Source organism: Endozoicomonas sp. ONNA1, assembly GCF_024606325.1.
Taxonomy (GTDB): Bacteria; Pseudomonadota; Gammaproteobacteria; order Pseudomonadales; family Endozoicomonadaceae; genus Endozoicomonas_A.
Genome location: NZ_JAHHPN010000132.1, coordinates 1 through 23,266 on the forward strand (window position 1 = coordinate 1; position 23,266 = coordinate 23,266).

Consider the following 23,266-nt stretch of genomic DNA (forward strand, 5'->3'; position numbering starts at 1 on the left):
TGGGTGGTCGGTCTTGACGTTTCAACACAACCACCCTGATCAATGGCAACGTCAACAATCACAGAACCACACTTCATTCTGCTAATGAGATCTTTGGTCACCAGCTTGGGAGCAGCAGCACCTGGCAGCAGAACACCACCTACCAGTAGATCAGCGGTCAGTGCATGCTCTTCAATAGAGTGATGAGTAGAGAACACGGTTTTTATACGGTTGCCATAACGCGCATCAAGCTGTCTAAGCGCGTCTACAGAACGATCCAGAACAACAACATCTGCGCCCATGCCAACAGCCATAGCTGCAGCATTTTGACCAACAACACCGCCACCAATGATGACGACCTTTGCGGGATCTACGCCAGGAACACCACCCATAAGAACACCACGACCTGACTGGGACTTCTCGAGACAGTGGGCACCGGCTTGAATAGACATACGACCTGCGACTTCTGACATGGGAGCCAGCAAGGGCAGACGACCATTAACATCCGTTACGGTTTCATAAGCGATGCAAGTGGCTCCGGATTCAATCAGATCTTGAGTCTGAGCAACGTCCGGAGCCAGATGGAGGTAAGTAAAGAGGGTATGGTGTGGACGCAGCCTCGCTCTTTCAACAGCCTGAGGCTCCTTGACCTTAACAATCAGCTCAGCCTGTTCGAACACTGACTCGCCGCTGCAAACAATAGTAGCTCCGGCACTTTTATAACAATCATCGGTGAAACCAATACCTGCTCCGGCATTCATTTCAACAATAACTTCATGCCCTTGCGCCACGAGTTCCTTAACTGCAGCAGGTGTTAACCCGACTCGATACTCATGATTCTTTATTTCTTTTGGCACGCCTACCAGCATATATTCCCCCAGCTGAGCTTTGTCTGGCACATATATCCCAGTATACGGCTCCTTTATCAGTCAAATACTTCGATTTTATACTTGATCCAGAAAATTAAACCAAAAAAAACAACGCTACAAATAAAATCACCAAAACCCGGAAATTTACAAACAATCAACTGCCCCTCTCCAAGCGACGAGGAAAAGGAGACTCTCAGAGATTTAGTGATAAGAAACAATAAGGAGGCTGTAAAGCTCTGTAAAGGCCGGAAAAAGAATGTCTCAAGTCAAAAAAACGAAACATGCTGGTGCTATTCTAACTTGGAATTCCGTTGAGACTTGGATTTCAACAGGATCCGGAATGGGTTATCTGAGTAGTGGAGAATCACTATGTGGAGCCAATAACTGGAGGCTGATGTGCCCGATACCATTTTCATGCTTGAATACCTCAACCGGGTTGGTGTAGACATCAGGCAGTTTGCTGATAAGAAAGCCCTGACAGCAGAATACTTTCGAAGAATTTACAGAGTCGATGCCAGAGAGAAACTCATTGATCGGGATGGAAAGCCCATTGGTAAGGCCAGCAATCCAAGACATCTGCACTGATTTGCAATTGAAGACTCAAAAAAACTCTGCAGCTTCTGGCAACTTGTAAAAGAAGCGCACAAGACATAGCTTTTCTTCCTTTCCTGACTATAAAATGCGCTCATGAACACTATCATCTGGATCCTACTTGGGGCGGCTTTTGTCTGGTACTGGGCTGACACAACAAAAGCAAGAGAAATCGCTATCGTCCATGGCAGGCGCGCCTGCAAGGAAATGAACTTGCAGTTTCTTGATGGTACTGTAGTTCGTTATTCAACTCGCTTCAAACGAGGCCAAAACGGTCAGGTGCACCTTGCCAGAGATTTCAATTTTGAATTTACCTCTAACGGCATTCAACGCTACCCGGGGCATATCCGCTTGCTTGGCAGATACTTGCAGGTAATGGATTTGCAGTACACCTGCCCTGAAGAACAGCAAACTTCGAACCTGATCATGTTTGCAGAGTATTCAGAAGACACTCTGCCCGGGGATAACAACCCGTCTAATACGGTCGATCTGACAAACTGCCGAGGCAGCATTGACACCCCAACATTCAGATCCCGTGAAAACGATTAACGAACTCAAGGCAATTTCGGTCCTGTGATAGAATTTGCCCACTCCTTTGAACTGAGGTTGAAATAAATGGCCTACGCCAAAGATCTTAAGAAAGGTCAGATTGTTCAGATTGAAAATCAGTACTACATAGTCCGACAGAATGAAACCAAGAGTCCATCCGCTCGCGGTGCCTCAACCCTCTACAAGTTTCGTTTCAGTTCCGTTCCCGGTGGTCAGAAGCTGGAGATGACCTGCACGGGCGACGACCCGTTTGCTGATGTTGATTTACTCCGCCGAATGGTTTCCTTTCTGTATCGTGAAGGTGATGAGTTTACCTTCATGGATAGTGAGGACTACAGCCAATATCTCGTTAACTCAGGGACCATTGCAGAACAGCTTCCCTATATGTCTGATGGTATGGAAGGACTGACCGCTCTTCTGGTGGATGGTCAGTTACTGGCTATTGAGCTGCCTTCATCCATCGCTCTTGAAATCATTGAAACATCTCCTGCTATTAAAGGTGCTTCCGCAGCAGCTCGTACCAAAACAGCACGACTGAGTACTGGCCTTGAAGTTCAGGTTCCGGAATACCTGAGCACTGGAGAAATTATCAAGATTAATACGGAAACAGGCAAATTCATGTCCAGAGCATAGAGCCTGATCATCCCTTCTGGTTCACTGCCTGCCAGTGCACTGGTAACAGCCTTCAACAACAAACCCCATACACACACCATTGTCATTTATGATCAAGAGCCCGCAACGGGCTCAAGATGACCAACCTACAGCCGATAGAGCCAGATAAATGGAAACAAAGACAGCTTATTAGTGGCCCCAATAAACAAGGAATGGATTACGAAGTGATTTTCTTTTTTACACCGTTCATCATGGCCATTCTGAAGCGATTATTTCACAGTATAATAATGACAGAACATAAATATATTATGTCGCTATATTAAACAGGAAATACAAGGCACCTTAGCCTGAGCATGCTTAACTTACTTTACAAGGGTCTTTCTCTTGCCAGCATGGTGTATAGACTGGCAGTATAATTTCGATGGAAGTGTTTTCGGCGCTTACTAAGGATTAGCACCATGGATGGAAGCAAGTCTTTAAACAGCTGTAATGCATGTTGCAAGTGGGGGTCATGCCTGGTGATGACTCTATTCCCAGTTTTGGCAATGTCGGACTCAGAAGCTCATTACCTTTCTGAAGTTTCTCATTACAGTACAGCTTACTCGCATGATGTTTCAATGATTGACCCTTTCTCTACCAGAACCATCAACCGCTCAAAAAGCGTCAATAGAATGCCTGAGTTGTCTATTCGGGAAAAGTCCGGAATCAATCAGAAAGAAGTCAGTGCTTTTGTGTACAAGGCCGCTTCCGATCCCAAAAAGCTGGCTGAACAGGCTGCTGCCAGTGCTGCATTTCTGGGGCTCGAATACATTGGTGTTGCCAGACCCATCAAGGAAGGTATGGAATTCATCAAGGAAAAAACCGAGTTCGAATTTGGAGACTGTGGCAAGGTTCGATTCAGCAGCAATGTCAAAGCAGAAACTTGTATGTTTGATAATTCCATGATTGAACTTAATTCCGATTATGATCTGGATTCCTTCACCGTTAATTTCAAGTGGCAGCTCTGATAACGGACTACAATGCATAGCTACAGCACTTTATGACTCCAGAATTCCTTCTCAGCAGTGCCTTCCAGGGGGAATACCGCTAGAATCCCTGTCCAGATATTCTGGCCTGAGATTTCACTTTGAACACACATAGACAATACGCTCAGTTCCTGCGTCAGCTTGATAAACTTCCAGCCTGGAAGCTCATAACGCTAACAACCGCCGTCTGTGAAAGAAGCTGGCCCAATTTTGCCCTGTTTGCTGAACTCACAGAGTTTGGTCACCCTGAGGACGTTCGACACTGTCTGAATATGCTCTGGGATAACGTCGCAGGCTACCAGTCAGCCAAAAACTTTGAGCGTCTGCTGGAGAAACTTGAACCGAATGTACCTGATCTTGATAAGTGGGAGATGTTTGGCACCATTCCAGCCTACGACAGTGTTATCAGTACGATTTGTGCGGTTAACTGTGCTATGGAGCCTGATGCTGCAGAGACAGCCAGTGCCCTGACACTCTCACTGAGCACCATTGGTAAATTCATAAAGTATACAGAAGCTGAAGAGCTTAAAGGGATTGAGCTCCAACAGTATGTTGAACAGCATGAGCTATATCAGCAACAGATAGCGTTTATTGAAGAAGTGCTGGATCAAACCAGCAAAAGCAAACAAAGCCCGGACGTTATGAAACAGATCAGGGCTTTGGCCAGAAATGAAGGAATCAGTCACATTGGTATCAGCCTTGAGTGATCCATCATTTCGAATTATTGATGATATCTTTCAGCAGTGAATAGATTTTATTCTGAGAGTTGGATATCGCATCATAGTTCTGATTATAAGTAGCCATCGCGCGCTGTAACTGGACTGTCTGCAATTGGTTACTTCCTGTCAGATTTTCTTTTGCAGCGTTGAGTGATGTCTTCAGCGAAGCCCATTCCTCTGGTGTAAGGTGGCCCTTTCCACTGGCATCAGTGTAATTGATCTTCAACAGGTTACTGAGAATATCACGCTCTTCTTTAGTCAATGCAGGCATACCACCGGTCACTTCATTCGTAAAACTGTTCTGGAAAGCAACTTTACGTGCTGCGTAGCCACTGAGCGAAGCGCTGGGATCATTCGGATCCTGTCGAGTCATCTGGTTGGTATTCACTCCGTCATACTCCCAGGAATGAAGCCCGCCCGCCTCGAGCAGTACATAACCATCGTTACTGGCCGCATCCAGAGTGGTGCCATTCAGGTTTGGAGTACCAATAACAGGATTTGCCGTATTCAAATTTGTTACTGTGAGCCCTTGATTCCCCCTTGTGATCGTCATTCCGGTGATATCCGCAAGACCTCCTGACAAACTGGAGGGATCAAAGGGGGTTCCGGGAGAGGATGTCTGAAAGGTAATCTCAGTACCATCATCCAGCACCATAGTCATATCATTCATAACAGGTATACCCACCTGACTGGCATCCGTAATAGAGCCCTGAGCAACAGGCACCAGTGTCTGATTCTGATAATTGAGTTGATTACCTTCAGCATCCACCAAAGTAAATGTAGTATTGCCATTAGCATCCGGCCGGATAGCAATACCGTATCCATTATCCAGCACGATGTTGTTACCGTTGGTGGTCCAGGTGGTCTGCGTGTACTGGCTGGTGCCATACTGAGCTATGTTGGATTTATTGATCAGATTATTGACGCTAGTCAGCAGCTGGTTGGAAGTTTCTATCTCACCGACCAGTCTGCGGACTTCCGCATCCAGCATATTCCCGCGCTCAAGGTAGACAGCCGAAATAAAGTCCTGCTGACTAAGCTCGGAAGAATCAACAACATTAATATTGTTATTACTGTTAACTCCATTAACGGTAGCCATGAAAAGCCGCCCCTGTCATCCATATTAATATTCAGTAAAAAAGCACCCAATCTTTTTTGCCCGGTCCAGCAGCTCTTTGCAAACAATTAAACAAATCCGGTCCTATGCCTTCTGCCTGAGGATCTCGATTTTGTCTTGGGTTTCAACAGTCGATTAGCCTGCCTGAGTTCTTTTCGTTTCAATGATGCTTCGTGAGAAAGATCACTCTTTAGCTCATCGTTGAATTTGATCAACTCCTGACGGGCTTTGTGCTTGAAATGGGTGGGCCAGGCATCACTATTGATAAACTCACGGAGTCTCTTTTTATCCATACCAACAGAGTCCATAAAGTCTTTCTGCCGATTAATGCCTGCTTTAGCGGTCTTTACTACAGCTTCGGATTCCTGCTGAACAAGCCAGGACGACTTCTTAAGCTTGGTGACATCGATTAACCTGATGCGGGAAGCCATGAGGTTCTCTCCTATTGGCTAAGTAACAGCCATGCACTCCCTGATCAATGGCTCATTATCGCTGTGACACTCTGTATTCTTTCCAGCTGAACGGCACTTTATGTACAGAACGGCCTGTTCTTCTTATTTCAGTGTAGACATAGAATCCACCAGAGATAGAATGAGCAAGCTTATTCGTTGGAGTGAAGTATGGATATAGACAGTTTTGAAAGCCTGATGATGAAAGCCCTCCTGACAGCTCTGGTGTTGTTTATGGGTTTTATTGTCTACGATCTGGCTAAAAAGTCGAAAGCGGGAAAATTTGGCACATTCATTCTTTTTGGCGCTTTATGCTTGGGTGTTCTGGGGTTTGTCCTAAAAGGCATTTTGATGAAAACGATTGGCGGTTAAAACTTGGGCTGCCTAACTCGATAAATAAAGCTGGTTTGCTCTAAGACACCAGACGAGAGAGGCCATCTCGCAGTTAATCCTGTCAAACGTTTACAGCGTCTCAGTCAGTATTCAGTGTGGAGCTGACTTGAGGGCTTTTGTTCTGTTTCAATAACTTTATAATCTGCAATACCAGCCAAAGCTAACGAGACTCAGCCAGATGTCAGGTCGCCCCTACCAGCCCCCCGGCTCCATAAGGAATAAAAAAGAACATACTACCACCCCCAGGCTGATTCTGTTTAACAAACCTTTCGATGTGCTGACACAATTCACCGATTCAGAAGGGCGCCCAACACTCAGGGACTACCTCTCCATTCCCGATGTTTATCCTGCTGGTCGCCTGGACAGAGATAGCGAGGGACTGGTGCTGCTAACTAACAATGGACAGATTCAGCATCAGGTTAGCTCGCCCCTGCACAAGATGGAGAAAACCTACTGGGTTCAAGTAGAAGGCATACCCAATGAAAAGGCACTGGAGAAACTGAGAAAAGGCATTGAACTCAAAGATGGTCTGACGCTTCCTGCCAAAGCCAGAATCATTGAAGCACCAGCAATCTGGCCAAGAGTACCACCCATAAGAGAGCGTAAGTCCATTCCTGACCGCTGGCTGGAACTGACTATTCGTGAGGGACGTAATAGACAGGTTCGGCGCATGACCGCAGCGGTTGGCTACCCTACCCTAAGATTGATACGTTACCGTATAGGCGATTGGACACTGGATGGACTAAAACCGGGAAAATGGAGCGAAGCAGAGATACCTGATGATCTAAAGGTAACTTTAACAAAAAATAGTATTATCAGAAAACGAACCATTGCCAACAAACAGGCACGAAAAGGGTATTCAAATCGTCACAGAAAATAAGTCCCTATCCATTTCTACGAATCGACAGGAAGGACACCTTGGTAACATTGATCAGAAATCATTACACAACACTGGCCAGGACTGGCCTCCTGCTGGCCATGATATCTATTGTAGTTTTGTCCTTATTGCCATTGGATAAAGTCCCACTTACCGATGTGAACGATAAGCTTCAACATCTTGCGGCTTTCCTGTTGTTAGGTTTTCTGATCGATGCCAGCCTTCCAAGCCAGTCGTTCAACTTATCGAAAGTCAGTGGCTTGATGGCCTACGGTCTTCTCATTGAGCTGCTGCAATTACAAACGGAATACCGCTTTTTTTCCTGGGCTGATCTGATTGCCGATCTGGCTGGCATTATCCTTTACTTTTTCACTATTCCTGTCTGGAAGCGTGTACCACTGATCAACTGGCGCTGGTCTTAAACATGGAAGCCGAGCGAGAAGCCATTAGCTTTCCCAGCGTTTCTATTTGACTCTTGCAATTTGACTGATTTATGACCGATCCCAATTAGACATTGTGCTTATGATCCAAGGGTATCCTGATTGTTACTTCAAGACCCGGATGAGCATTTCTGGCGAAGATTGCGCCATCGTGATTAGCTATAGCGCTCATCGCTATAGCAGTCCCCAGTCCAAACCCATCATTTTCCTTGCCACGGGTTTCATCCACCCTGAAAAAAGGTTCGAACATGGATTCCAGTGCATCTTCGGGAACACCCGGACCTTTATCCCGCACTTTGATGATTACATTTCGACGATATTGTTCCAATGTCACCTCAACATCACTGCCCTGAGGAGTGAATCGGATGGCATTTCGGATGATGTTTTCAGCAGCACTGCTGAGCCAGTCACGCACTCCAACAATCTCAATAGGCTGGCTCTTAATGAGATCGACACCTTTATTCTGAGCCTGAGCTTCAAAGTTACCGTCATCCACCAATTGCTCGATAAGCTGCTCCAGATTGACCCGCTCACAGGCCATTTCACTCAGACCATGCTGAATACGGGAGAAACGGATAATCTCACCAATCAACTCATCAAGACGCTCGATTTCTCTTTCTATTCGCCCATGTTCCGCCTCAGCTTCAGGTGTTTTTCTTCGGGCAAGTGCCAGAGAAATCTGCAACCGGGTTAACGGAGAGCGTAACTCGTGAGAGACATTTCTCAGCAAAATTTCCTTGTTATTGACCAGCGTCTCCAACTGTTCTGCCATGTGATCAAAATCACGGGCAAACTCTCCCAACTCATCACCTCTCTGTCTCACAGAGGCTTCCACCCTGGCAGAGAGCTCTCCCTTCGCCAGCTTTCTGGAGGTTACCTGCAATCGTCTGATAGGGACGACCAGGTAGCGCGCCAGCATGATGCAAAGCAGGAAGCTGACAGCCAGAGCAATGATAACCAAATGCCATTGCTGGGAAAGAACCTTGGTGACTCGCCAGTGAACTAATCTTGGCATTTCCTTGGTCAGAAACAGGTCATAGGGTATCCGTCCAATCCAGACTTTTCTGGGGCCCACCACCACGACACCACTTCTGAAAGTGATGGTAGGTTCAGTGCGATCATGGGTTCGGTCATAAGCGGACATCAGTTCATCCGGAGCGGCTCGTCTGCCCACCACTTCACCGGCAGGATCAAAAAGGTAAAAATAACTTCCGCTGAACTGAGGAAAAGGAGTATGAGGCGCCCAGCCAGAAGCCATGCGCTCCACTTTTCTGGAGACGATCTCCAGTTCACGAAAAAGCTCTCTGCGCTCGGACAGGAAATCCGAGGGATTTACCGTTATGGCCACCGCTATAACCATGGCTGCCATCATCGACAACATGGTTAGCCAGAACCACAGAAACAGCTTCCAGAACAGACTCTGAAATGGCCAGACCAGCATTCTCCGGATTTGAATAATCATGGTCTGATGTAGAAGTAGCCGGCACCACGGACGGTTTTAATTCTGGGTGAGCCATCTGGACGTGTACCAATTTTCTTGCGCACGTTACTCACGTGCATATCAATCGCACGGTCATAAAGTGTCAGACGACGGTTCAATGCGATTTGCGTCAGCTCATCTCTGGAAATCAATTCGCCAGCTTTTTCAATCAGTGACTTGAGGACCATAAATTCAGTAGCCGTCAGCTCAAGCAGTGTTTCACCCATCTTGGCTTCACGGTTTGCCAGATTCAGAGTGATATCATCAATAGAAAGGACTTTGTTACCGACTTCAGCACCCGGCGTTCTGCCCCTTCTCAGAATGGCCTTGATCCTGGCTACCAGTTCACGGTGGTTATATGGTTTGGGCAGGTAATCATCAGCTCCGATTTCCAGCCCAATGATGCGATCAACATCATCACCACGAGCCGTCAGCATCAATACCGGAATATCAGACGTGTGACGGATTTTTTTCAGGACTTCAAAGCCATTCAGTTTTGGCAGGGTAACATCCAGCAGTACCAGCTGATAATCCCCTGAAAGAGCAGCATGAGCACCTGACTCACCATCATGAACTGCGTGTACAGAGTACCCTTCTGTAGCCAGGTACTCGATCAACAATTCACAGAGTTCGATATCATCGTCTATCAACAGAAGCTCTAGATTTTCATTACTCATTGGCAGCTCCTCAATAAAAAAGACCCCGCAGGGGGAAAAGCGGGGTTAAAGGTACAGCACAGGGTACAAAATTTACAGATTGTCTGTCAGCTGACCCGTGCCTCATAATCAATAAACCGTCATGAACCAACAAGTCGTCTTGAAGCAAAAAACAGCACTCAATATTCTGGAAGACTTTCGTTTCAATTGATTCCTTCTTTGTTGAAAACCTTCAGTGTTTAAACAACGGCTTCAGTGTATTGAAGCCCATATATATCTTGGGGTTAGAGTCAGTAAGCACTCTGTAAAAAGCTTTATTTGCAATAGAAGTAAACGTCCTGTAAACAAGTGTCTGATTTTTAATTTAGTAGTAGGAATCAGTCTTTAGCCGAGTACAATACCCACTTATTTTCCAACATGAGCATGCTCAGCTCTGCACAGTACGAATACTGCGCCAGCGACAGAAAAACGGATGATTTGGAATATAGACGCCCAAAAGATAACGTTTATATCCAGCTTCTCTGAGACTCGAAGGTCGCTGTTGCACTGAATATAAGACAGGTGAATACTCGCTGTATCATGTCTGAATCAGGTCCTGTGCAAGCAGCTGAGACAATTTTCAGACCAGACTTGCCTGTGTATTGCTTTGCGGAGAGGTCCCCCGAATCGGCACGCTCATACCACAAGACTCTGACCGTGGGCTGGAAACCTGAACTTGAGACTCTTTCTCTCGGAGCCATCGATGAAATCGATCATCAAAAATAGACAACGATCCCTGCTCCCTTTCGGCTTGCTTGTTGCATCCGTTCTAGCCCTGACTGGCTGTGATCAAGAGCAGGAACAAAGAAAAACACCTCCTCCCGCTGTTTCCGTCATCAACGTAACGGAGCGGCCTGTTGGCGATTACAATGAATACGTTGCCCGAACAGAAGCTGTCAACACTGTCGACCTGAGAGCAAGAGTAGAAGGCTTTCTCGCTCAGAGGGACTTCATTGAAGGACAGACCGTTGAGAAAGATCAGCTGCTTTTCGTGATAGACCCCAAACCCTATATCGCCAACCTCAAAAAAGCCGAGGCTGATCTGGCCAGCGCTAAAGCAGAGTTGAACAAGTCCAAGAAAGACCTGCAACGCAGCAAGAATCTTCACAAGAAAGGCTACATCAGCCAGGCTGACCTGGATACCCAGACCAGCAAAGAAGCTCAGGCAGAAGCCTCTGTTCAGGCGGCTGAAGCCCAACTGGATACGGCCAAACTGGATCTCAGCTACACCAAAATCTTAGCACCTTTCAAAGGACAGATCGGCCGCACCCATTACAGCGTGGGTAATCTGGTAGGACCCGGCAGTGAACCTCTGGCGACTCTGACTTCCATTGACCCAATCTATGTCAACTTCCAGGTCAATGAGCAACAATTCATCAGCCGCTTACAGGAAAGTTCTGGCAACCGGGCTGCCGAAAAGCAGGACTTTGAAATGAGCCTGCGCCTGCCCAATGGCAGCGATTACAATCACAAGGGTACATTCAACTTCGCAGACACCAGTGTCGATGAAACCACAGGAACCCTGACCCTGCGTGCAGTATTCCCAAATCCTCAGGGCATCATACTACCGGGTCTATACGTCACCCTGATCGTAGAAGGCAGGAACAAGACCGAACATCCGATCATTCCTCAGTCTGCCGTTCAGGAAAATCAGTCCGGTCGCTTTGTATTGGTCGTTGATGCTGATAACGCAGTTGAAACCCGTCAGGTAGAACTGGGACGTCGCTTAGGCCCAATGTGGGTTGTGAACTCCGGGCTTAAAGCCGGTGAAAAGATCATCGTTGAAGGCCTTCAGAAAGTTCGTCCAGGTGCTAAAGTGACTCCCACCACCGTCACGATTGATCCTGAGACAGGCGGCATTGAAGCCCAGCCAAAGCCTGATCAAGAGCAGGGCAGCCAGACTAACAAACAAGGGTAACTGCGATGATCAGTCAGCTTTTTATTCACAGGCCCAAGTTTGCCTTTGTCCTGTCGATCGTCATTACACTGGTGGGTATGATTTCCATGCTGACCCTGCCAGTGGCTCAGTTTCCGGAAATCACACCTCCTCAGGTTAATATCAGTGCGGTATTCCCGGGAGCCGATGCAGAGACCATAGAAGAAGCCGTCATCCGCCCCATTGAAGAACAGGTCAACGGTGTAGAGGACATGCTCTACATCAACTCTTCTGCAGGTAACGATGGCAGCGCCAGCATAACCGTCACCTTCGATTCAGGTGTTGATCAGGACATGGCCCTGGTAAACGTCCAGAACCGTGTAGCGGTGGCTGAGCCATCGCTTCCCGAAGATGTCAGAAGAACCGGTGTCACCGTCAGCAAAAAATCTTCAAGTATGCTGATGGGTATCAACCTGATCTCCCATAAAGCGGAGTACGACGGCGTTTACCTTAATAACTACGCCAACAACTACCTGAAAGAACCCATGGCGCGTATCAACGGCGTCGCTTCTGCCGACATTCTGGGTTCACTGGTCTACAGCATGCGCATCTGGCTTGATCCTGAACGTATGGCATCCCTGGACATCACGACATCAGACGTATCCAACGCACTGAATGAACAAAACGTTATTGTCGCTGCCGGTAAACTGGGTCAGGCACCTAACCAGCCAGACCAACAGTTTACCTACACTATAAAAACCCAGGGACGTCTGAGTGACCCTGAAGAGTTCGGCAACGTCATTATCAAGGCCGACTCTGATGGCTCGTATGTTCGCATCAAGGACATCGCCCGGGTTGAAATGGGCTCCCAGAGTTACGATGGCGTCGCCAAGTTTAACAATGATGACACCGCTTTTCTGGTTATCTATCAGCAACCTGATGCCAACGCCATGGATGTGGCAAAAGGCGTAAAAGAGACCATAGCTGAACTGGCTACTCGCATGCCGGAAGGTATCGAGTATGAAATCAAGTTTGACACCACCCAGTTTATTGACCAGTCCATTAAGGAAGTCGTCATTACTCTGCTTCAGGCTGTGGCTCTGGTCGTGCTGGTTGTATTCCTGTTCCTGCAAAACTGGCGGGCAACACTGATCCCTGCAATCGCAATCCCGGTCTCTCTGATTGGTACTTTCGCCATCATGAAAGCCCTCGGTTTTTCAATCAACACCATCACACTTTTCGGTCTTGTTCTGGCGATAGGCGTGGTTGTGGACGACGCCATTGTCGTCATTGAAAACGTTGAACGATTAATCACCAGGGAGGGAATGAACCCGGTCGAAGCCACCAGCCAGGCCATGAAGGAAGTATCGGGCCCCATTGTGGCAACCACTCTGGTATTGCTGGCGGTATTCGTGCCGGTAGGCTTTATGCCGGGCATTACCGGCGGGCTTTATTCACAGTTTGCAGTCACCATATCGGTAGCTGTTGTGATTTCTTCCATCAACGCTCTGACATTGAGTCCGGCCCTGTGCGCCACTTTGCTGAAAAAAGGCAAGATGGGGCACATCAAGTGGCTGGTTCCGATTGATAACTTTATCAAGCGACTGACCGGTGGCTACAAGAGCTGGGTTACCCTGTTGCTGAGAAGAGGCATTCTGGGGATTGGACTCTTTGCCATCTTGATGGCTTCTACAGGTTTCCTGTTCAACAGCACACCATCCGGTTTTGTTCCGGATGAAGATCAGGGTTTCTTCGTGGTTGATGTTCAGCTTCCAGACGCGGCGTCCCTGAACAGAACAGAAGCCGTTATGGAGAACGTCACCAACATCATTCGTACCGAACCCGATGTTGACAGTGTCATCAGCGTTTCCGGCTTCAGCATCATGGGTGGCTCCAACTCCAACAACGCCATGGCAATTGTTGTTCTCAACAACTGGAAAGATCGCCCGGGCGTCATGCAAAACCAGAAGGTAGTGCTGAGAAAGATACAGGGCAAGCTCTGGACGCTACCGGAAGCACAGGTCATGGCCTTTGCCTTCCCACCCATTCCCGGTCTTGGATCTTCCGGTGGTTTCGACTTCAGGCTTCAGGATACTCTTGGCCGCAGCCCACAGGAGCTTGGTCAGGTGTTGAATGGATTGATTTATCAGGCAAACCAGCGCCCCGAGATGACTCAGGTATTCAGTACTTACCGTGCTAATGTCCCCCAATACTACCTTGAGGTAGATCGCAACAAAGCTAAAGCACAAGGCATTCCACTGTCTGAAATTTTCATGACACTGCAAACCCAGCTGGGCTCCCTGTATGTCAATGACTTCAGTAAGTTCGGTAGAACCTACCAGGTTAAACTGCAGGCAGAAAGCGAGTATCGCGCCAACCCTTCAGACCTGAGCAAGTTCTTTGTCAGAAACCTGAATGACCAGATGGTGCCTCTGACAACCGTTGCCTCACTGAAGCCGATTCTTGGCCCCAGCAGCATCGACCACTATAACCTTTACCGCTCAGCCAGCATCAGTGGCAAGGCCAATCAAGGTTTTAGTTCAGGTGATGCCATCACTGCCATGGAAGATCTGGCCAAGACGCTGCCCGATGGTTACACCTTTGAGTGGTCCGGACAGTCTCTACAGGAAATTGAAGCCGGTAGCGTAGCTCCTCTGCTGTTTGCCCTGGCCTTCCTGTTTGTCTACCTGTTCCTGGTAGCACAGTATGAAAGCTGGACTATGCCGCTGGCGATCATCGTGGCAGTTCCCATAGCGGCTTTTGGTGCCATTGTCGGGATAAACCTCTTCCGATTACTGATCCCCTCCATGGCCAATGATATTTATGCTCAGATAGGTATGGTGCTATTGATTGGTATTGCTGCAAAGACAGCGATTCTGATCGTAGAATTTGCCATGGCACAGAGGCAATCAGGCAAGAGCATCTTCGATGCTGCAACCAACGCCGCCGAACTGCGCTTCCGTGCCGTATTGATGACAGCCCTGTCTTTCATTCTGGGAGTACTGCCTCTGGTATTTGCCAGTGGCGCAGGTGCCGCCAGCCGAAGGATCATTGGCACGACTGTGATGTCTGGAATGATCGCTGCCACCGTATTTGGCACAATAATGATCCCATTGTTCTACTATCTCCTTCAAAAAATGCGCGAGCATTTCAATCCTGACAAAGCGAACAGCTGATCAGCGTAAAGCCCCTGTCTGCGGGGGCTTTTTTATATCCCGCCCAATTCTGATTCCCATGTCCCAGACCAGGAACCAGAGTTTTGCGACACCCTCTTTCATGAGGTGATCTATCCTTCCTCTCTGAAAGCCAGAATGCAAGAATAGAATTATTAAACACTCACTCTGTGCAGCGTTTCTGTTGCTGCTACTTTCGTTGTCTGCCGTCTGTCATGCTGAAGCGTTGACAAGAGTTTTTATTGTCGAGCTTGAACAGAATGAAGTTTTTCCAAACCAGAGCTTTTCTATAAAACGTGACCGATATGTATGGCTGGGCAGCCCATCAGACGCTGTCGGCAAAAACGACTACACAGAAACAGATTCACCACCAGATAACAAAGCATACAGTCCAGACGGTTACGGGGTAAAAATGACCCTTATAGAGTCTGTTTCGTGGCAATGGCTTTACGCCACTCCTCTGCTGGTTGCTTACAAACTGATCCTGACAACCAAAGATGCCTCTCTGAGCTCCAATCCCTATTCACGACTACCTTTAGAAGTTGCTGACGCGGTTGTCACTGTCAGTTGGCTTTTAAAGAGCTACTGGAACCCCGATTCAGCACTGTTTAAACCCATTGAACAGCAGGAGGCATGTCAGGACCATCCCTTTGCGACAATCACTATGATGTTTGGCTCCGGACCTAACCAACAACAGTCATCAGAATCACCCAGCCAGAAAGCTACCGGAGCCCGCAGCCAGCCTGCAAGCTCTTTCATTACCCCCCCAGATTCGCACTCTGGCGGCGACAATGGAGATCCAAACCAACACCTCCATACTTTAAGTTTAAATTGTTTCATCCATCCCTGTAATGGAGCTTGCCAATACCGACCATCATCCAATAACAGAGAACCCGCTGGATCACCGCTGAAGTCCTTGGTAAGTTCAGCAGCCCAAACAGGAGCAACACCCGAAAAAAGCTCATGCCCACGTTTACACAATAAAAAAAAACATAGTCGTATAGATCATTTTGATTTTGCAAAGGCTATATATTCTCAACAAAAGTCACTTTTTGAATTATTGAATAATCCTTCTGGTATATCTGGCCGCCCCTCTCAGTCACAGGCACATCAGCCACAGCCATGTGGCATTAGTGGCAAACCGACAAATAACCGCAACCATGAACACTCGGTGAGAGCATCGGCAGCACACATTGACCTAACCGGGCCAATCAGTGAAGCTGCGCAAATACATGGAAGTTCGTCTGTCTCCAATGATGATTTGGTTATAGTTAACGGGTTACTCAATCTTGGTAATCACATTCTTCTCGAAGAAATCGGGGTTTCCTGCGCGTATACCGATTTCACATACTCAATGAGAACGTCAGAAACACAACAGGCAACAGGATCATCCCAACTGGGTCAAAGCCCACGTCATCTTTCCCAGACAGGCGCATTTCGAACCCCGGCAGTAGCTCATTGCAGAGGAGCCACCCACTGTCAACAAGCACTGCCGAATCAAGAAAGCAGAAAACATAGCGGGCAACAAACCTGCGACGTGACTATGATCGGTGAGGATGGTCAGCCGAAGCCATGCGGGGCGATCTTCAAGAATGCTCGATCTCAAGCATGCCATAGAAGTAGATACCACTCCGGGGAAAAAACCTGTGATCTAACAGTGGACGAGGGGGATGGCCGGCAGCGACCATGCGGAAAGGTTTTTAAGCATGCTCAAGCTCTGTCAATTCACAAAAACAGAGGTCACACCGGACAACAAACCTGCATAGTGAACGTGATCGGGGAGGATGGCCAGCAGCGACCATGCGGAACGGTCTGTGAGAATATCAGAGCCATGGCAATCCACAAAAGAAACACTCACAGAGGGCAAAAAACAACCTGTGAGGTCATAGTGGTCGGTGAGGGTGGCCAGTCTCGGCAATGCGGGACAATCTGCAAAAATGCTCAAACCCTAACGAAGCGCAAAAGACATCGAAAACGCACATCTGTTGATGTGGACCAGGATCGGGACAACGACCTCAACCCATGATCTGACACTCCAGATATTGCCAGCATAAGCGACTATGATGGATCAGATTGATCGCCTGATAACAGACTGGGTTATGAGGTAGAAACAACCATCATTGAGTCGATTTCGTGGCAATGGCTTTGCGCTGGTTATCTGCTGATTGATTACGATCTGATCTGACTCTCGCTCTTTACCGGGGGTTAGCAGTTTTTCCGGAGCATCCCGATACTGGCAATAATAGGCACCGATACTCTAAACGAAGTTTTCAAAGCCGTTAAGCTGGTGTAATAATTAACAAACTGATTCGGATGTTTCATTAAGCCGCAAGCTTCTCACTCGGGTGAAATCAGCTTTATGATCAATGATCGCAGAGACTGAAGGTTTTTCACGGTAACCATAACTCATAACTGCGGGAGGTTCTCTGAAAGAAAGAGAATGCTCCTGATAAAGAGAACAAGGAGCTTCAGTTTTGAAACGCTCTGCTTATTCCAGAACATCTCTTCGCATCGTGGCATGGGCACTCCCGCCCATTCTGCTAGTCGGCTGCGCCAATCCCCTGGAGTCTATCAGCTGTTACTACCAGCCTGTTAGGGGAACAATGCTCATTACCGAAGTAAAGGGAGACTTTGCTGAACTGGCCTTCTCTCCCGATGCAGAGCAGGATCTGGCATGGTTCGAGAAGTATGATATTGAACCTGACGATCTTGTGATGCCTATTAACAATAGCGGGCGAGCACCCACATCTGGTGCCCGTCATAAGGCAATTGTTAATATCCTTACATCAGGCAGCTGCTCACCCTACATTGTTTATCAGGGAGACCCTGTTTTGAAGCAATGAGAACAGAGTCACCCTGCATCTTTGCTTTTAACCGTTCACCAAAAAGTGAGTTGCAATACTCGCGGCATATCCCAGGGCAATGGCCCAGCTCCACTTCAAATGGCTCAGGAAAGTATATCGGCCTTTAGCAGTTCCCATCAGAGCAACGCCTGCAGCAGAGCCTATTGACAGTAAGCTTCCACCCACCCCTGCGGTCAGGGTAATCAGCAGCCACTGAAATACGTCCATTTCAGGGCTCATACCCAGGATGGCAAACATGACTGGAATGTTATCCAGAATGGCAGAGAAGACCCCGGCTGCAATATTCGTCCAGGTGGGTCCTACGCCGGTGTACATGCTTTCGGAAATCACTTCCAGATAACCCAAATAACGCAGTCCCCCTACAGAGAAGATAACGCCAAAGAAGAACAGCAGGGTATCCCACTCGGCATGGGCAACCCGTTTAAAAATATCCAGATCTTCCTTTTGCTCGTCGTCCATCACAGGAATAGGTCGACTGCTGGTCAACCCTCTCAATTGCAGAAAATAGGTGTAGAACATCAATAGAGAAAGTCCGGTCATCATGCCCATAAAGGGAGGTAGTCCGAAGAAGTTTTCAAAAGAAACTGCCAGCGCAATCGTGATCAGGAACAGCGCACAGACACCCAATCCACCCCGTCGAATACCTGCATGATCCTCGAGGGCAGCCGGTCGGCCACTATCAATAAAGAAGTTCATGATGGTCGCCGGAATAATAAAGTTCACTACTGAAGGGATAAATAATGAGAAGAATGTGAAAAACTCAACCTTGTCAGCCTGCCACACCATCAACGTTGTAATATCACCAAAGGGACTGAAAGCTCCCCCGGCATTGGATGCTACAACCACATTGATCATTGCCATGGTGACAAAAGCAGGACTCCCCCCGACGGACATAATGACCGCTCCCATCAACAAAGCCGTCGTCAGGTTATCGGCAACGGGCGAGATAAAGAATGCCAGAAACCCAGTCACCCAGAAGAGCTGACGATAACTGAAGCCCTTACGGATCAGCCAACTGCGAAGTGAATCGAATACCTGACGCTCTTCCATAGCATTGATGTAAGTCATCGCCACCAGCAGGAATAAGAACATGGCCGAATATTCTTCCAGATCATGCATGACCGCTGTAGATAAACTCTCGTGGGACACACCCTCTCCGGTGGCCAGCCAGGCAATGAGGGCCCAGATGATACCGGCAGCAAGAATGACCGGCTTTGACTTTTTAAGATGCAACTTCTCTTCTGCCATCACGGCCACATAAGCCAGGATAAAAATGACAACACACAACCAGGCAATGGGGTGCGTTGTCATCCTCAACAACTCTTCTGCCGCAAACGAGCTCTGCGGAAGAGCAAACAACCCTGCCCCGGCAAGCAGGGAAGGTTTTCTCAGTCCAGAGAAATTCACTATAGTTTCCTTTAATTTTCAAATCAGTCAGGGGTCAGAAACGCGCAAATGATACTGATTGAATGACGATAAGCCAACCGCTAGTGATATTCCATTAAGGCCTGATCAACTCATTTCGATGGATTTGCGTCCGATAAGACGACACCCGGATCAGTCGCCTTCGGTCGCACATAATTTTTGTAAAATCTGTCGAGCCATTCAAACTGCAAAGCGCTCGTTAAAGAGTAGAAACGGATTACAATTGACTTTTATATATAATTTTCATCTTACTATTTAGCTCCATAAGCAGAGCACTCTGAAATAATCCATGTACACTTGGGCGTAGTCTTATTATTTTTTATTCCGATTTTTCTAACCTTCGTGCGGGGACTTGAAGATGAGCATCGCCCGGAAACTGCACATGTTTCTAAACCAACATAATGCGGAATACGAACTTGTGTCCCACCCATACTCAGAGAGAGCGATGAATACGGCCCACTCCGCCTGTATTCCAGTTAAGAATATGACAAAATCCGTTGTTCTCAGGGACACCAAGGGTTATGTCATCGCCGTCATGCCCTCTATGAACAAACTCATGCTGCGCTGGATCAACGCCAAGCTGGATCGCCACTTGAATCTGGTGTCAGAACAGGAATTGAAACACCTTTTTCCAGACTGTGAGGACGGTTCGGTTCCAGCTATCGGCAGTGCTTACGGCATGACCACCTGTTGGGATGACGAATTGAATTCATTACAGGATCTGTATCTTGAGTCTGGTAACCACCGGGAACTGATTCATATGAACCGTAACCAGTTCAAGGCATTACTCCAGGGAGAAACACACGCTGCTATCAGTTGCGACCCAGACGAAATGGAAGCCTATTGCACCTGAAAAAAGACGACAGAAGCTATATGATCGCTGAAGATTTTACGGCCAGTGACGGCTCACTTCAGCGGGTCATTTTTTTTACGAAAACAACAACAAAAAGTGCCAGCGTGAAACTGCCAATGAAGGCTTCAATGGCTGCGAACAGTCTAGAAAGACCGACAGGGTTGAGATCGCCGTAGCCCAGTGTCGTAAAGGTCACCACACTGAAGTACAGCGTTTCCAGCCAGCTGACCAGATTGTTATAAAGAGGCTGGCCCGACTGATACCGGACCGTTACCCCACTGTCCTCAATGCCCAGTAAGAAATAAAACAGAGAAAAGAAGACAATAAATGAGACTGAAAACAGAACCAACCTTTCGGGCTTTTCGCCATAGCCACTGAGCAAGTCGACAACCTTTGAAGCCGTCCTGCGCCATGAGAAGCAGGGAAACCGGTAGCGGTTTAAGGTCATTTCCCGGTAAAAAAACTCACCAGCATTATGAAATAACCCCTGTGCTTCACAATGTTTGCGAATATTCCTTGCTATTTCCTCGGCCTCCTCAAACAACTCTCTGGACTTGTGCTGATCCCCTTCCCGGCGGGCCTGATGTGCTTTTTCTTCTTGCAGGAAAGCATCGCCAAAATCAACATGTTCAATTCGTGCTGACTTAAAATTAACACCCAGCAGGTTTGATCCGATTAAACGGGTTCGATGTAGATTGGCTCCACTCAAATCCGCTTTCAGAAGATTACAACCGGAAAGGTCTGCCCGATAGAGATGAGCTTTAACCAGACTACAACGACTCAAGTCACTATTAATCAATTGATAAACATTATTACCTTCAGGACAAACAAGATCCAGATTATCGAGATCTGCCCCCTTCAGATAAAACCCCTCCATCGGGGTACCTTTGCGAGCCCGTTCTTCTAGTAAGGCTCTGACATTGTCACCAGATTTATCAACATCCCTGTCATGCCAAAAGCAATAGTCACTGCCTTCTATAGCTCCCTCATTGCACTGCCCATATCGCTCACCCATATAACCGCATTGATAGTCATCTTTAATCGGCATGACAAAATAGCCCAAAGTTTTTGAAAAAGTGCTCCCATAGTGTGTCGGCAAAATGGTCAGAAGTATTTATCATCTGTGCTGGAGAATTACCTGGCCGGCTCATGCAATTCGACACCCAGACGTGTATGCTAGGCCGCTTGACGACTATTACGTTAAATCTTTCATCTCCCGGGAAGACGGAAGATGGTTTCTAAAGCCCATGGCTGTTTACAGCGGAAACACAGGTTAGCCTCGTGATCACCCTCTACGGAATCAGCAACTGCGACACTATTAGAAAGGCCCGCAAGTGGCTTAATGCAGCCGGTATTGAATATCGCTTTCATGATTACCGCAAAGAGGGTCTGGACAAGGTTTCTCTGCAAAACTGGTCAAATGAACTAGGCTGGGAAGCACTGCTGAATCGTCGCGGGACCACCTGGCGACAGCTGCCAGAAGCGCAAAAAGCGTCTGTCGATGAAGCCTCAGCCATTGAGTTAATGCTGGAGCAACCCGCTATGATCAAGCGACCCTTGCTCGACACAGGCTCCAAAAAAGTTCTGGGCTTTTCAGACAAGCAATATCAAGCACTTTTTCAGTAAAACGCCTGGCCCGTTTCAACCAGGCAGAAGAGAAGAATAAAGCCACTTGCAGCCGCTGCAATAGGCTGTCTTCAATTTGATTTGAATATCAGGGGAAATGAATTATGAACCAAACTCTTTTCAGTCTTGCGATTGGTGTGGGCAGTAAAAATACGAAAGGCGACTGGCTGGAAGTATTCTATCCCATGCCTCTGCTGAACCCATCTGAAAAGCTGGTTGCAGCGATTACTGAACTGGTTGACTACAACGGCGGCAACGCCTTCGTTGAGCTGGACAGTACGACCTGTCATGCGCTGGAAGAATCTTTCGTCAATCTGGGTGAGGAAGCCCTGGCAAAAATGATGCTGAGTCTGGAAGAAAGTGACCAGCCCCGCGTCATTACTTTTCTGGCAACAGACGATACCCTTAACAGCACACCTGAAGCTTACCTGAAGCTGCACCTGCTCTCACATCGTATGGTTAAGCCCCACGGCATGAATCTGCAAGGCATTTTTCCTTTGCTGCCGAACGTTGCCTGGACCAGTGAAGGGGCTATCGATCTGACAGAGCTGCCTGAACGGCAACTAAAAGCCCGTGCTGAAGGCCGCTGTATCAGCGTTGATTCAGTGGATAAGTTTCCGAAAATGACGGACTACGTTGTCCCGGCCGGAGTGCGTATTGCCGATGCAGCCCGGGTTCGCCTGGGCGCTTATGTTGGTGAGGGCACCACAATCATGCATGAAGGTTTTATTAACTTTAATGCCGGCACTCAGGGCAAGAGTATGATTGAAGGTCGTATCTCTGCCGGGATTATGATTGGCGAAGGTTCTGACCTGGGTGGTGGTTGCAGCACCATGGGTACCCTGTCGGGTGGTAACGACATCGTCGTCTCCCTGGGCGAGAACTGCCTGATCGGTGCTAATGCCGGTATCAATATTCCTCTGGGCGACCGTTGCACCGTCGAAGCCGGTCTATACCTGACTGCTGGCAGCAAAGTCAATGTTCTGGACGATCAGAAAAACGTGGTTGAAACCGTTAAAGCCAGCCAGCTAAGTGGCCAGTCTGACCTGTTGTTCCGTCGCAATTCTATTTCTGGTGCCATTGAATGTCTGACCAACAAGTCGGCTATCGCTCTTAACGAAGACTTGCACGCCCACAACTGAGTAGCTTCCAGAGCTCTGAACACTTAATTAGGGCTGTGCAATGATTATCCTGACCAAAGCCTTTTTACTCTCTTTGAGGTTTTGGTCAGTCGGACTGATGCCCCTCATCTGGCCTTTCGGGCGGAATGCCCTCTGAGCTGAACAATAAGCGACTTTCACCGCTTAATTTCTGCCCTTTATCGGCTGCTGAATGCTGGCAAACTCCAATAAAATCCACTGCTATTTTTAATGTCTCAAAGTGAAACTTCTGAAGAGTGACCACTCTTACTGCAAATCACACCTTTAACGCCGCTCATTGTCAAAAAAACATCCTGATTTCTGCTTGTTGCTGACATTGAAATCAAACCACCGAAAAACAGTCATCAGGAGCATGGCTCAACCCTCCCTATAATCAACAGGAAATGGACTGCATACCTTCTCTGGAAGCCTTACCTGAAATAGCGACCGTCCAGACGATCCCGTAGCGAGGACGGCAGACTATTCTTAGTCAGGCGACTGGCTTGCAGGCCAAT

At 47.8% G+C, this 23,266-nt stretch carries 22 protein-coding genes; 15 read left to right on the forward strand and 7 right to left on the reverse strand.

What is annotated here, in order from left to right:
• The coding region (ald, locus tag KDK19_RS03030) for an alanine dehydrogenase (protein WP_257291321.1) at positions 1-848 on the reverse strand (848 nt) is incomplete at its 3' end.
• A 396-nt stretch (positions 849-1,244) separates the two neighbouring features.
• On the opposite strand from ald, the gene KDK19_RS03035 reads away from it, so the two are divergent.
• From KDK19_RS03035 to KDK19_RS03055, 5 genes are all read left to right on the forward strand, one after another.
• Positions 1,245-1,433 (forward strand): hypothetical protein, encoded by a 189-nt coding sequence (locus KDK19_RS03035; RefSeq protein WP_257274405.1) that lies wholly within the window; start codon positions 1,245-1,247, stop codon positions 1,431-1,433.
• Positions 1,434-1,535: 102 nt separating this feature from the next.
• On the forward strand, positions 1,536-1,988 hold the full coding sequence (locus KDK19_RS03040; protein WP_257280139.1) for a DUF3301 domain-containing protein: 453 nt from the start codon (positions 1,536-1,538) through the stop codon (positions 1,986-1,988).
• Positions 1,989-2,054: 66 nt separating this feature from the next.
• Entirely contained in the window at positions 2,055-2,621 is a 567-nt protein-coding gene (gene yeiP / locus KDK19_RS03045) for an elongation factor P-like protein YeiP (RefSeq protein ID WP_257274402.1), read from the forward strand.
• A gap of 596 nt (positions 2,622-3,217) precedes the next feature.
• Entirely contained in the window at positions 3,218-3,607 is a 390-nt protein-coding gene (locus KDK19_RS03050) for a hypothetical protein (RefSeq protein ID WP_257287913.1), read from the forward strand.
• A gap of 119 nt (positions 3,608-3,726) precedes the next feature.
• The gene (locus tag KDK19_RS03055; protein ID WP_257274400.1) at positions 3,727-4,332 is read left to right on the forward strand and encodes a YjaG family protein; all 606 of its coding nucleotides are present in this window, start codon (positions 3,727-3,729) and stop codon (positions 4,330-4,332) included.
• A 4-nt stretch (positions 4,333-4,336) separates the two neighbouring features.
• Here the strand turns inward: KDK19_RS03055 and KDK19_RS03060 are convergent, their stop codons facing one another.
• Both KDK19_RS03060 and KDK19_RS03065 read right to left on the reverse strand, forming a co-directional pair.
• Entirely contained in the window at positions 4,337-5,443 is a 1,107-nt protein-coding gene (locus tag KDK19_RS03060; protein ID WP_257274399.1) for a hypothetical protein, read from the reverse strand.
• 86 nt (positions 5,444-5,529) lie between these two features.
• Positions 5,530-5,892, reverse strand: coding sequence for a hypothetical protein (locus KDK19_RS03065; RefSeq protein WP_257274398.1), 363 nt, complete (start codon positions 5,890-5,892; stop codon positions 5,530-5,532).
• 189 nt (positions 5,893-6,081) lie between these two features.
• Here KDK19_RS03065 and KDK19_RS03070 point away from each other — a divergent pair, with 189 nt between their 5' ends.
• The 3 genes from KDK19_RS03070 (at position 6,082) to KDK19_RS03080 (ending at position 7,602) form a co-directional block, all read left to right on the forward strand.
• Positions 6,082-6,282: a DUF2788 domain-containing protein gene (locus KDK19_RS03070; RefSeq protein ID WP_257274397.1), complete on the forward strand. Its 201-nt coding sequence runs from the start codon at positions 6,082-6,084 to the stop codon at positions 6,280-6,282.
• 199 nt (positions 6,283-6,481) lie between these two features.
• Positions 6,482-7,183, forward strand: coding sequence for a pseudouridine synthase (locus KDK19_RS03075; RefSeq protein WP_257274396.1), 702 nt, complete (start codon positions 6,482-6,484; stop codon positions 7,181-7,183).
• Positions 7,184-7,221: 38 nt separating this feature from the next.
• The gene (locus KDK19_RS03080; RefSeq protein ID WP_257274395.1) at positions 7,222-7,602 is read left to right on the forward strand and encodes a VanZ family protein; all 381 of its coding nucleotides are present in this window, start codon (positions 7,222-7,224) and stop codon (positions 7,600-7,602) included.
• Positions 7,603-7,687: 85 nt separating this feature from the next.
• Here KDK19_RS03080 and KDK19_RS03085 read toward each other — a convergent pair whose 3' ends face one another.
• Together KDK19_RS03085 and KDK19_RS03090 are read right to left on the reverse strand one after the other, a co-directional pair.
• Positions 7,688-9,082: an ATP-binding protein gene (locus KDK19_RS03085; RefSeq protein WP_257280138.1), complete on the reverse strand. Its 1,395-nt coding sequence runs from the start codon at positions 9,080-9,082 to the stop codon at positions 7,688-7,690.
• A complete protein-coding gene (locus tag KDK19_RS03090; RefSeq protein ID WP_257287915.1) occupies positions 9,079-9,777 on the reverse strand; it encodes a response regulator in 699 nt (232 codons plus the stop codon). The genes KDK19_RS03085 and KDK19_RS03090 overlap by 4 nt, the downstream gene beginning before the upstream one ends.
• Before the next feature lie 721 nt (positions 9,778-10,498).
• Between KDK19_RS03090 and KDK19_RS03095 the strand changes: the two genes are divergently transcribed.
• The 4 genes from KDK19_RS03095 (at position 10,499) to KDK19_RS03110 (ending at position 17,687) form a co-directional block, all read left to right on the forward strand.
• The gene (locus KDK19_RS03095; protein ID WP_257280136.1) at positions 10,499-11,713 is read left to right on the forward strand and encodes an efflux RND transporter periplasmic adaptor subunit; all 1,215 of its coding nucleotides are present in this window, start codon (positions 10,499-10,501) and stop codon (positions 11,711-11,713) included.
• Positions 11,714-11,718: 5 nt separating this feature from the next.
• Entirely contained in the window at positions 11,719-14,847 is a 3,129-nt protein-coding gene (locus tag KDK19_RS03100) for an efflux RND transporter permease subunit (protein WP_257280135.1), read from the forward strand.
• Between the two features lie 181 nt (positions 14,848-15,028).
• Entirely contained in the window at positions 15,029-16,870 is a 1,842-nt protein-coding gene (locus KDK19_RS03105) for a hypothetical protein (RefSeq protein WP_257291318.1), read from the forward strand.
• A gap of 448 nt (positions 16,871-17,318) precedes the next feature.
• Entirely contained in the window at positions 17,319-17,687 is a 369-nt protein-coding gene (locus tag KDK19_RS03110) for a hypothetical protein (protein WP_257280133.1), read from the forward strand.
• Between the two features lie 27 nt (positions 17,688-17,714).
• Here KDK19_RS03110 and nhaD read toward each other — a convergent pair whose 3' ends face one another.
• Positions 17,715-19,115, reverse strand: coding sequence for a sodium:proton antiporter NhaD (gene nhaD / locus KDK19_RS03115; RefSeq protein ID WP_368736431.1), 1,401 nt, complete (start codon positions 19,113-19,115; stop codon positions 17,715-17,717).
• Positions 19,116-19,515: 400 nt separating this feature from the next.
• On the opposite strand from nhaD, the gene KDK19_RS03120 reads away from it, so the two are divergent.
• Positions 19,516-19,986, forward strand: a complete 471-nt coding sequence (locus KDK19_RS03120; RefSeq protein WP_257291319.1) for an aminoacyl-tRNA deacylase — start codon at positions 19,516-19,518, stop codon at positions 19,984-19,986.
• Between the two features lie 58 nt (positions 19,987-20,044).
• On the opposite strand, the gene KDK19_RS03125 is transcribed toward KDK19_RS03120, so the two are convergent.
• Positions 20,045-21,034: a pentapeptide repeat-containing protein gene (locus tag KDK19_RS03125; RefSeq protein ID WP_257280130.1), complete on the reverse strand. Its 990-nt coding sequence runs from the start codon at positions 21,032-21,034 to the stop codon at positions 20,045-20,047.
• Positions 21,035-21,267: 233 nt separating this feature from the next.
• Here KDK19_RS03125 and KDK19_RS03130 point away from each other — a divergent pair, with 233 nt between their 5' ends.
• A complete protein-coding gene (locus KDK19_RS03130) occupies positions 21,268-21,612 on the forward strand; it encodes an ArsC family reductase (protein ID WP_257287894.1) in 345 nt (114 codons plus the stop codon).
• Positions 21,613-21,716: 104 nt separating this feature from the next.
• Positions 21,717-22,754 (forward strand): 2,3,4,5-tetrahydropyridine-2,6-dicarboxylate N-succinyltransferase, encoded by a 1,038-nt coding sequence (gene dapD / locus KDK19_RS03135; RefSeq protein WP_257280128.1) that lies wholly within the window; start codon positions 21,717-21,719, stop codon positions 22,752-22,754.
• Positions 22,755-23,266 lie beyond the last annotated feature (512 nt).

Bases quoted from the DNA above. Each gene is read 5' to 3' on its own strand.
- KDK19_RS03120 (WP_257291319.1), top strand. From the start codon at position 19,516: ATGTTTCTAAACCAACATAATGCGGAATACGAACTTGTGTCCCACCCA.
- KDK19_RS03100 (WP_257280135.1), top strand. From the start codon at position 11,719: ATGATCAGTCAGCTTTTTATTCACAGGCCCAAGTTTGCCTTTGTCCTG.
- yeiP (WP_257274402.1), top strand. From the start codon at position 2,055: ATGGCCTACGCCAAAGATCTTAAGAAAGGTCAGATTGTTCAGATTGAA.
- KDK19_RS03125 (WP_257280130.1), bottom strand. From the start codon at position 21,034: ATGCCGATTAAAGATGACTATCAATGCGGTTATATGGGTGAGCGATAT.
- KDK19_RS03060 (WP_257274399.1), bottom strand. From the start codon at position 5,443: ATGGCTACCGTTAATGGAGTTAACAGTAATAACAATATTAATGTTGTT.
- dapD (WP_257280128.1), top strand. From the start codon at position 21,717: ATGAACCAAACTCTTTTCAGTCTTGCGATTGGTGTGGGCAGTAAAAAT.
- KDK19_RS03065 (WP_257274398.1), bottom strand. From the start codon at position 5,892: ATGGCTTCCCGCATCAGGTTAATCGATGTCACCAAGCTTAAGAAGTCG.
- KDK19_RS03050 (WP_257287913.1), top strand. From the start codon at position 3,218: ATGATTGACCCTTTCTCTACCAGAACCATCAACCGCTCAAAAAGCGTC.
- KDK19_RS03085 (WP_257280138.1), bottom strand. From the start codon at position 9,082: ATGATTATTCAAATCCGGAGAATGCTGGTCTGGCCATTTCAGAGTCTG.
- KDK19_RS03095 (WP_257280136.1), top strand. From the start codon at position 10,499: ATGAAATCGATCATCAAAAATAGACAACGATCCCTGCTCCCTTTCGGC.
- KDK19_RS03075 (WP_257274396.1), top strand. From the start codon at position 6,482: ATGTCAGGTCGCCCCTACCAGCCCCCCGGCTCCATAAGGAATAAAAAA.
- KDK19_RS03070 (WP_257274397.1), top strand. From the start codon at position 6,082: ATGGATATAGACAGTTTTGAAAGCCTGATGATGAAAGCCCTCCTGACA.
- KDK19_RS03040 (WP_257280139.1), top strand. From the start codon at position 1,536: ATGAACACTATCATCTGGATCCTACTTGGGGCGGCTTTTGTCTGGTAC.
- KDK19_RS03090 (WP_257287915.1), bottom strand. From the start codon at position 9,777: ATGAGTAATGAAAATCTAGAGCTTCTGTTGATAGACGATGATATCGAA.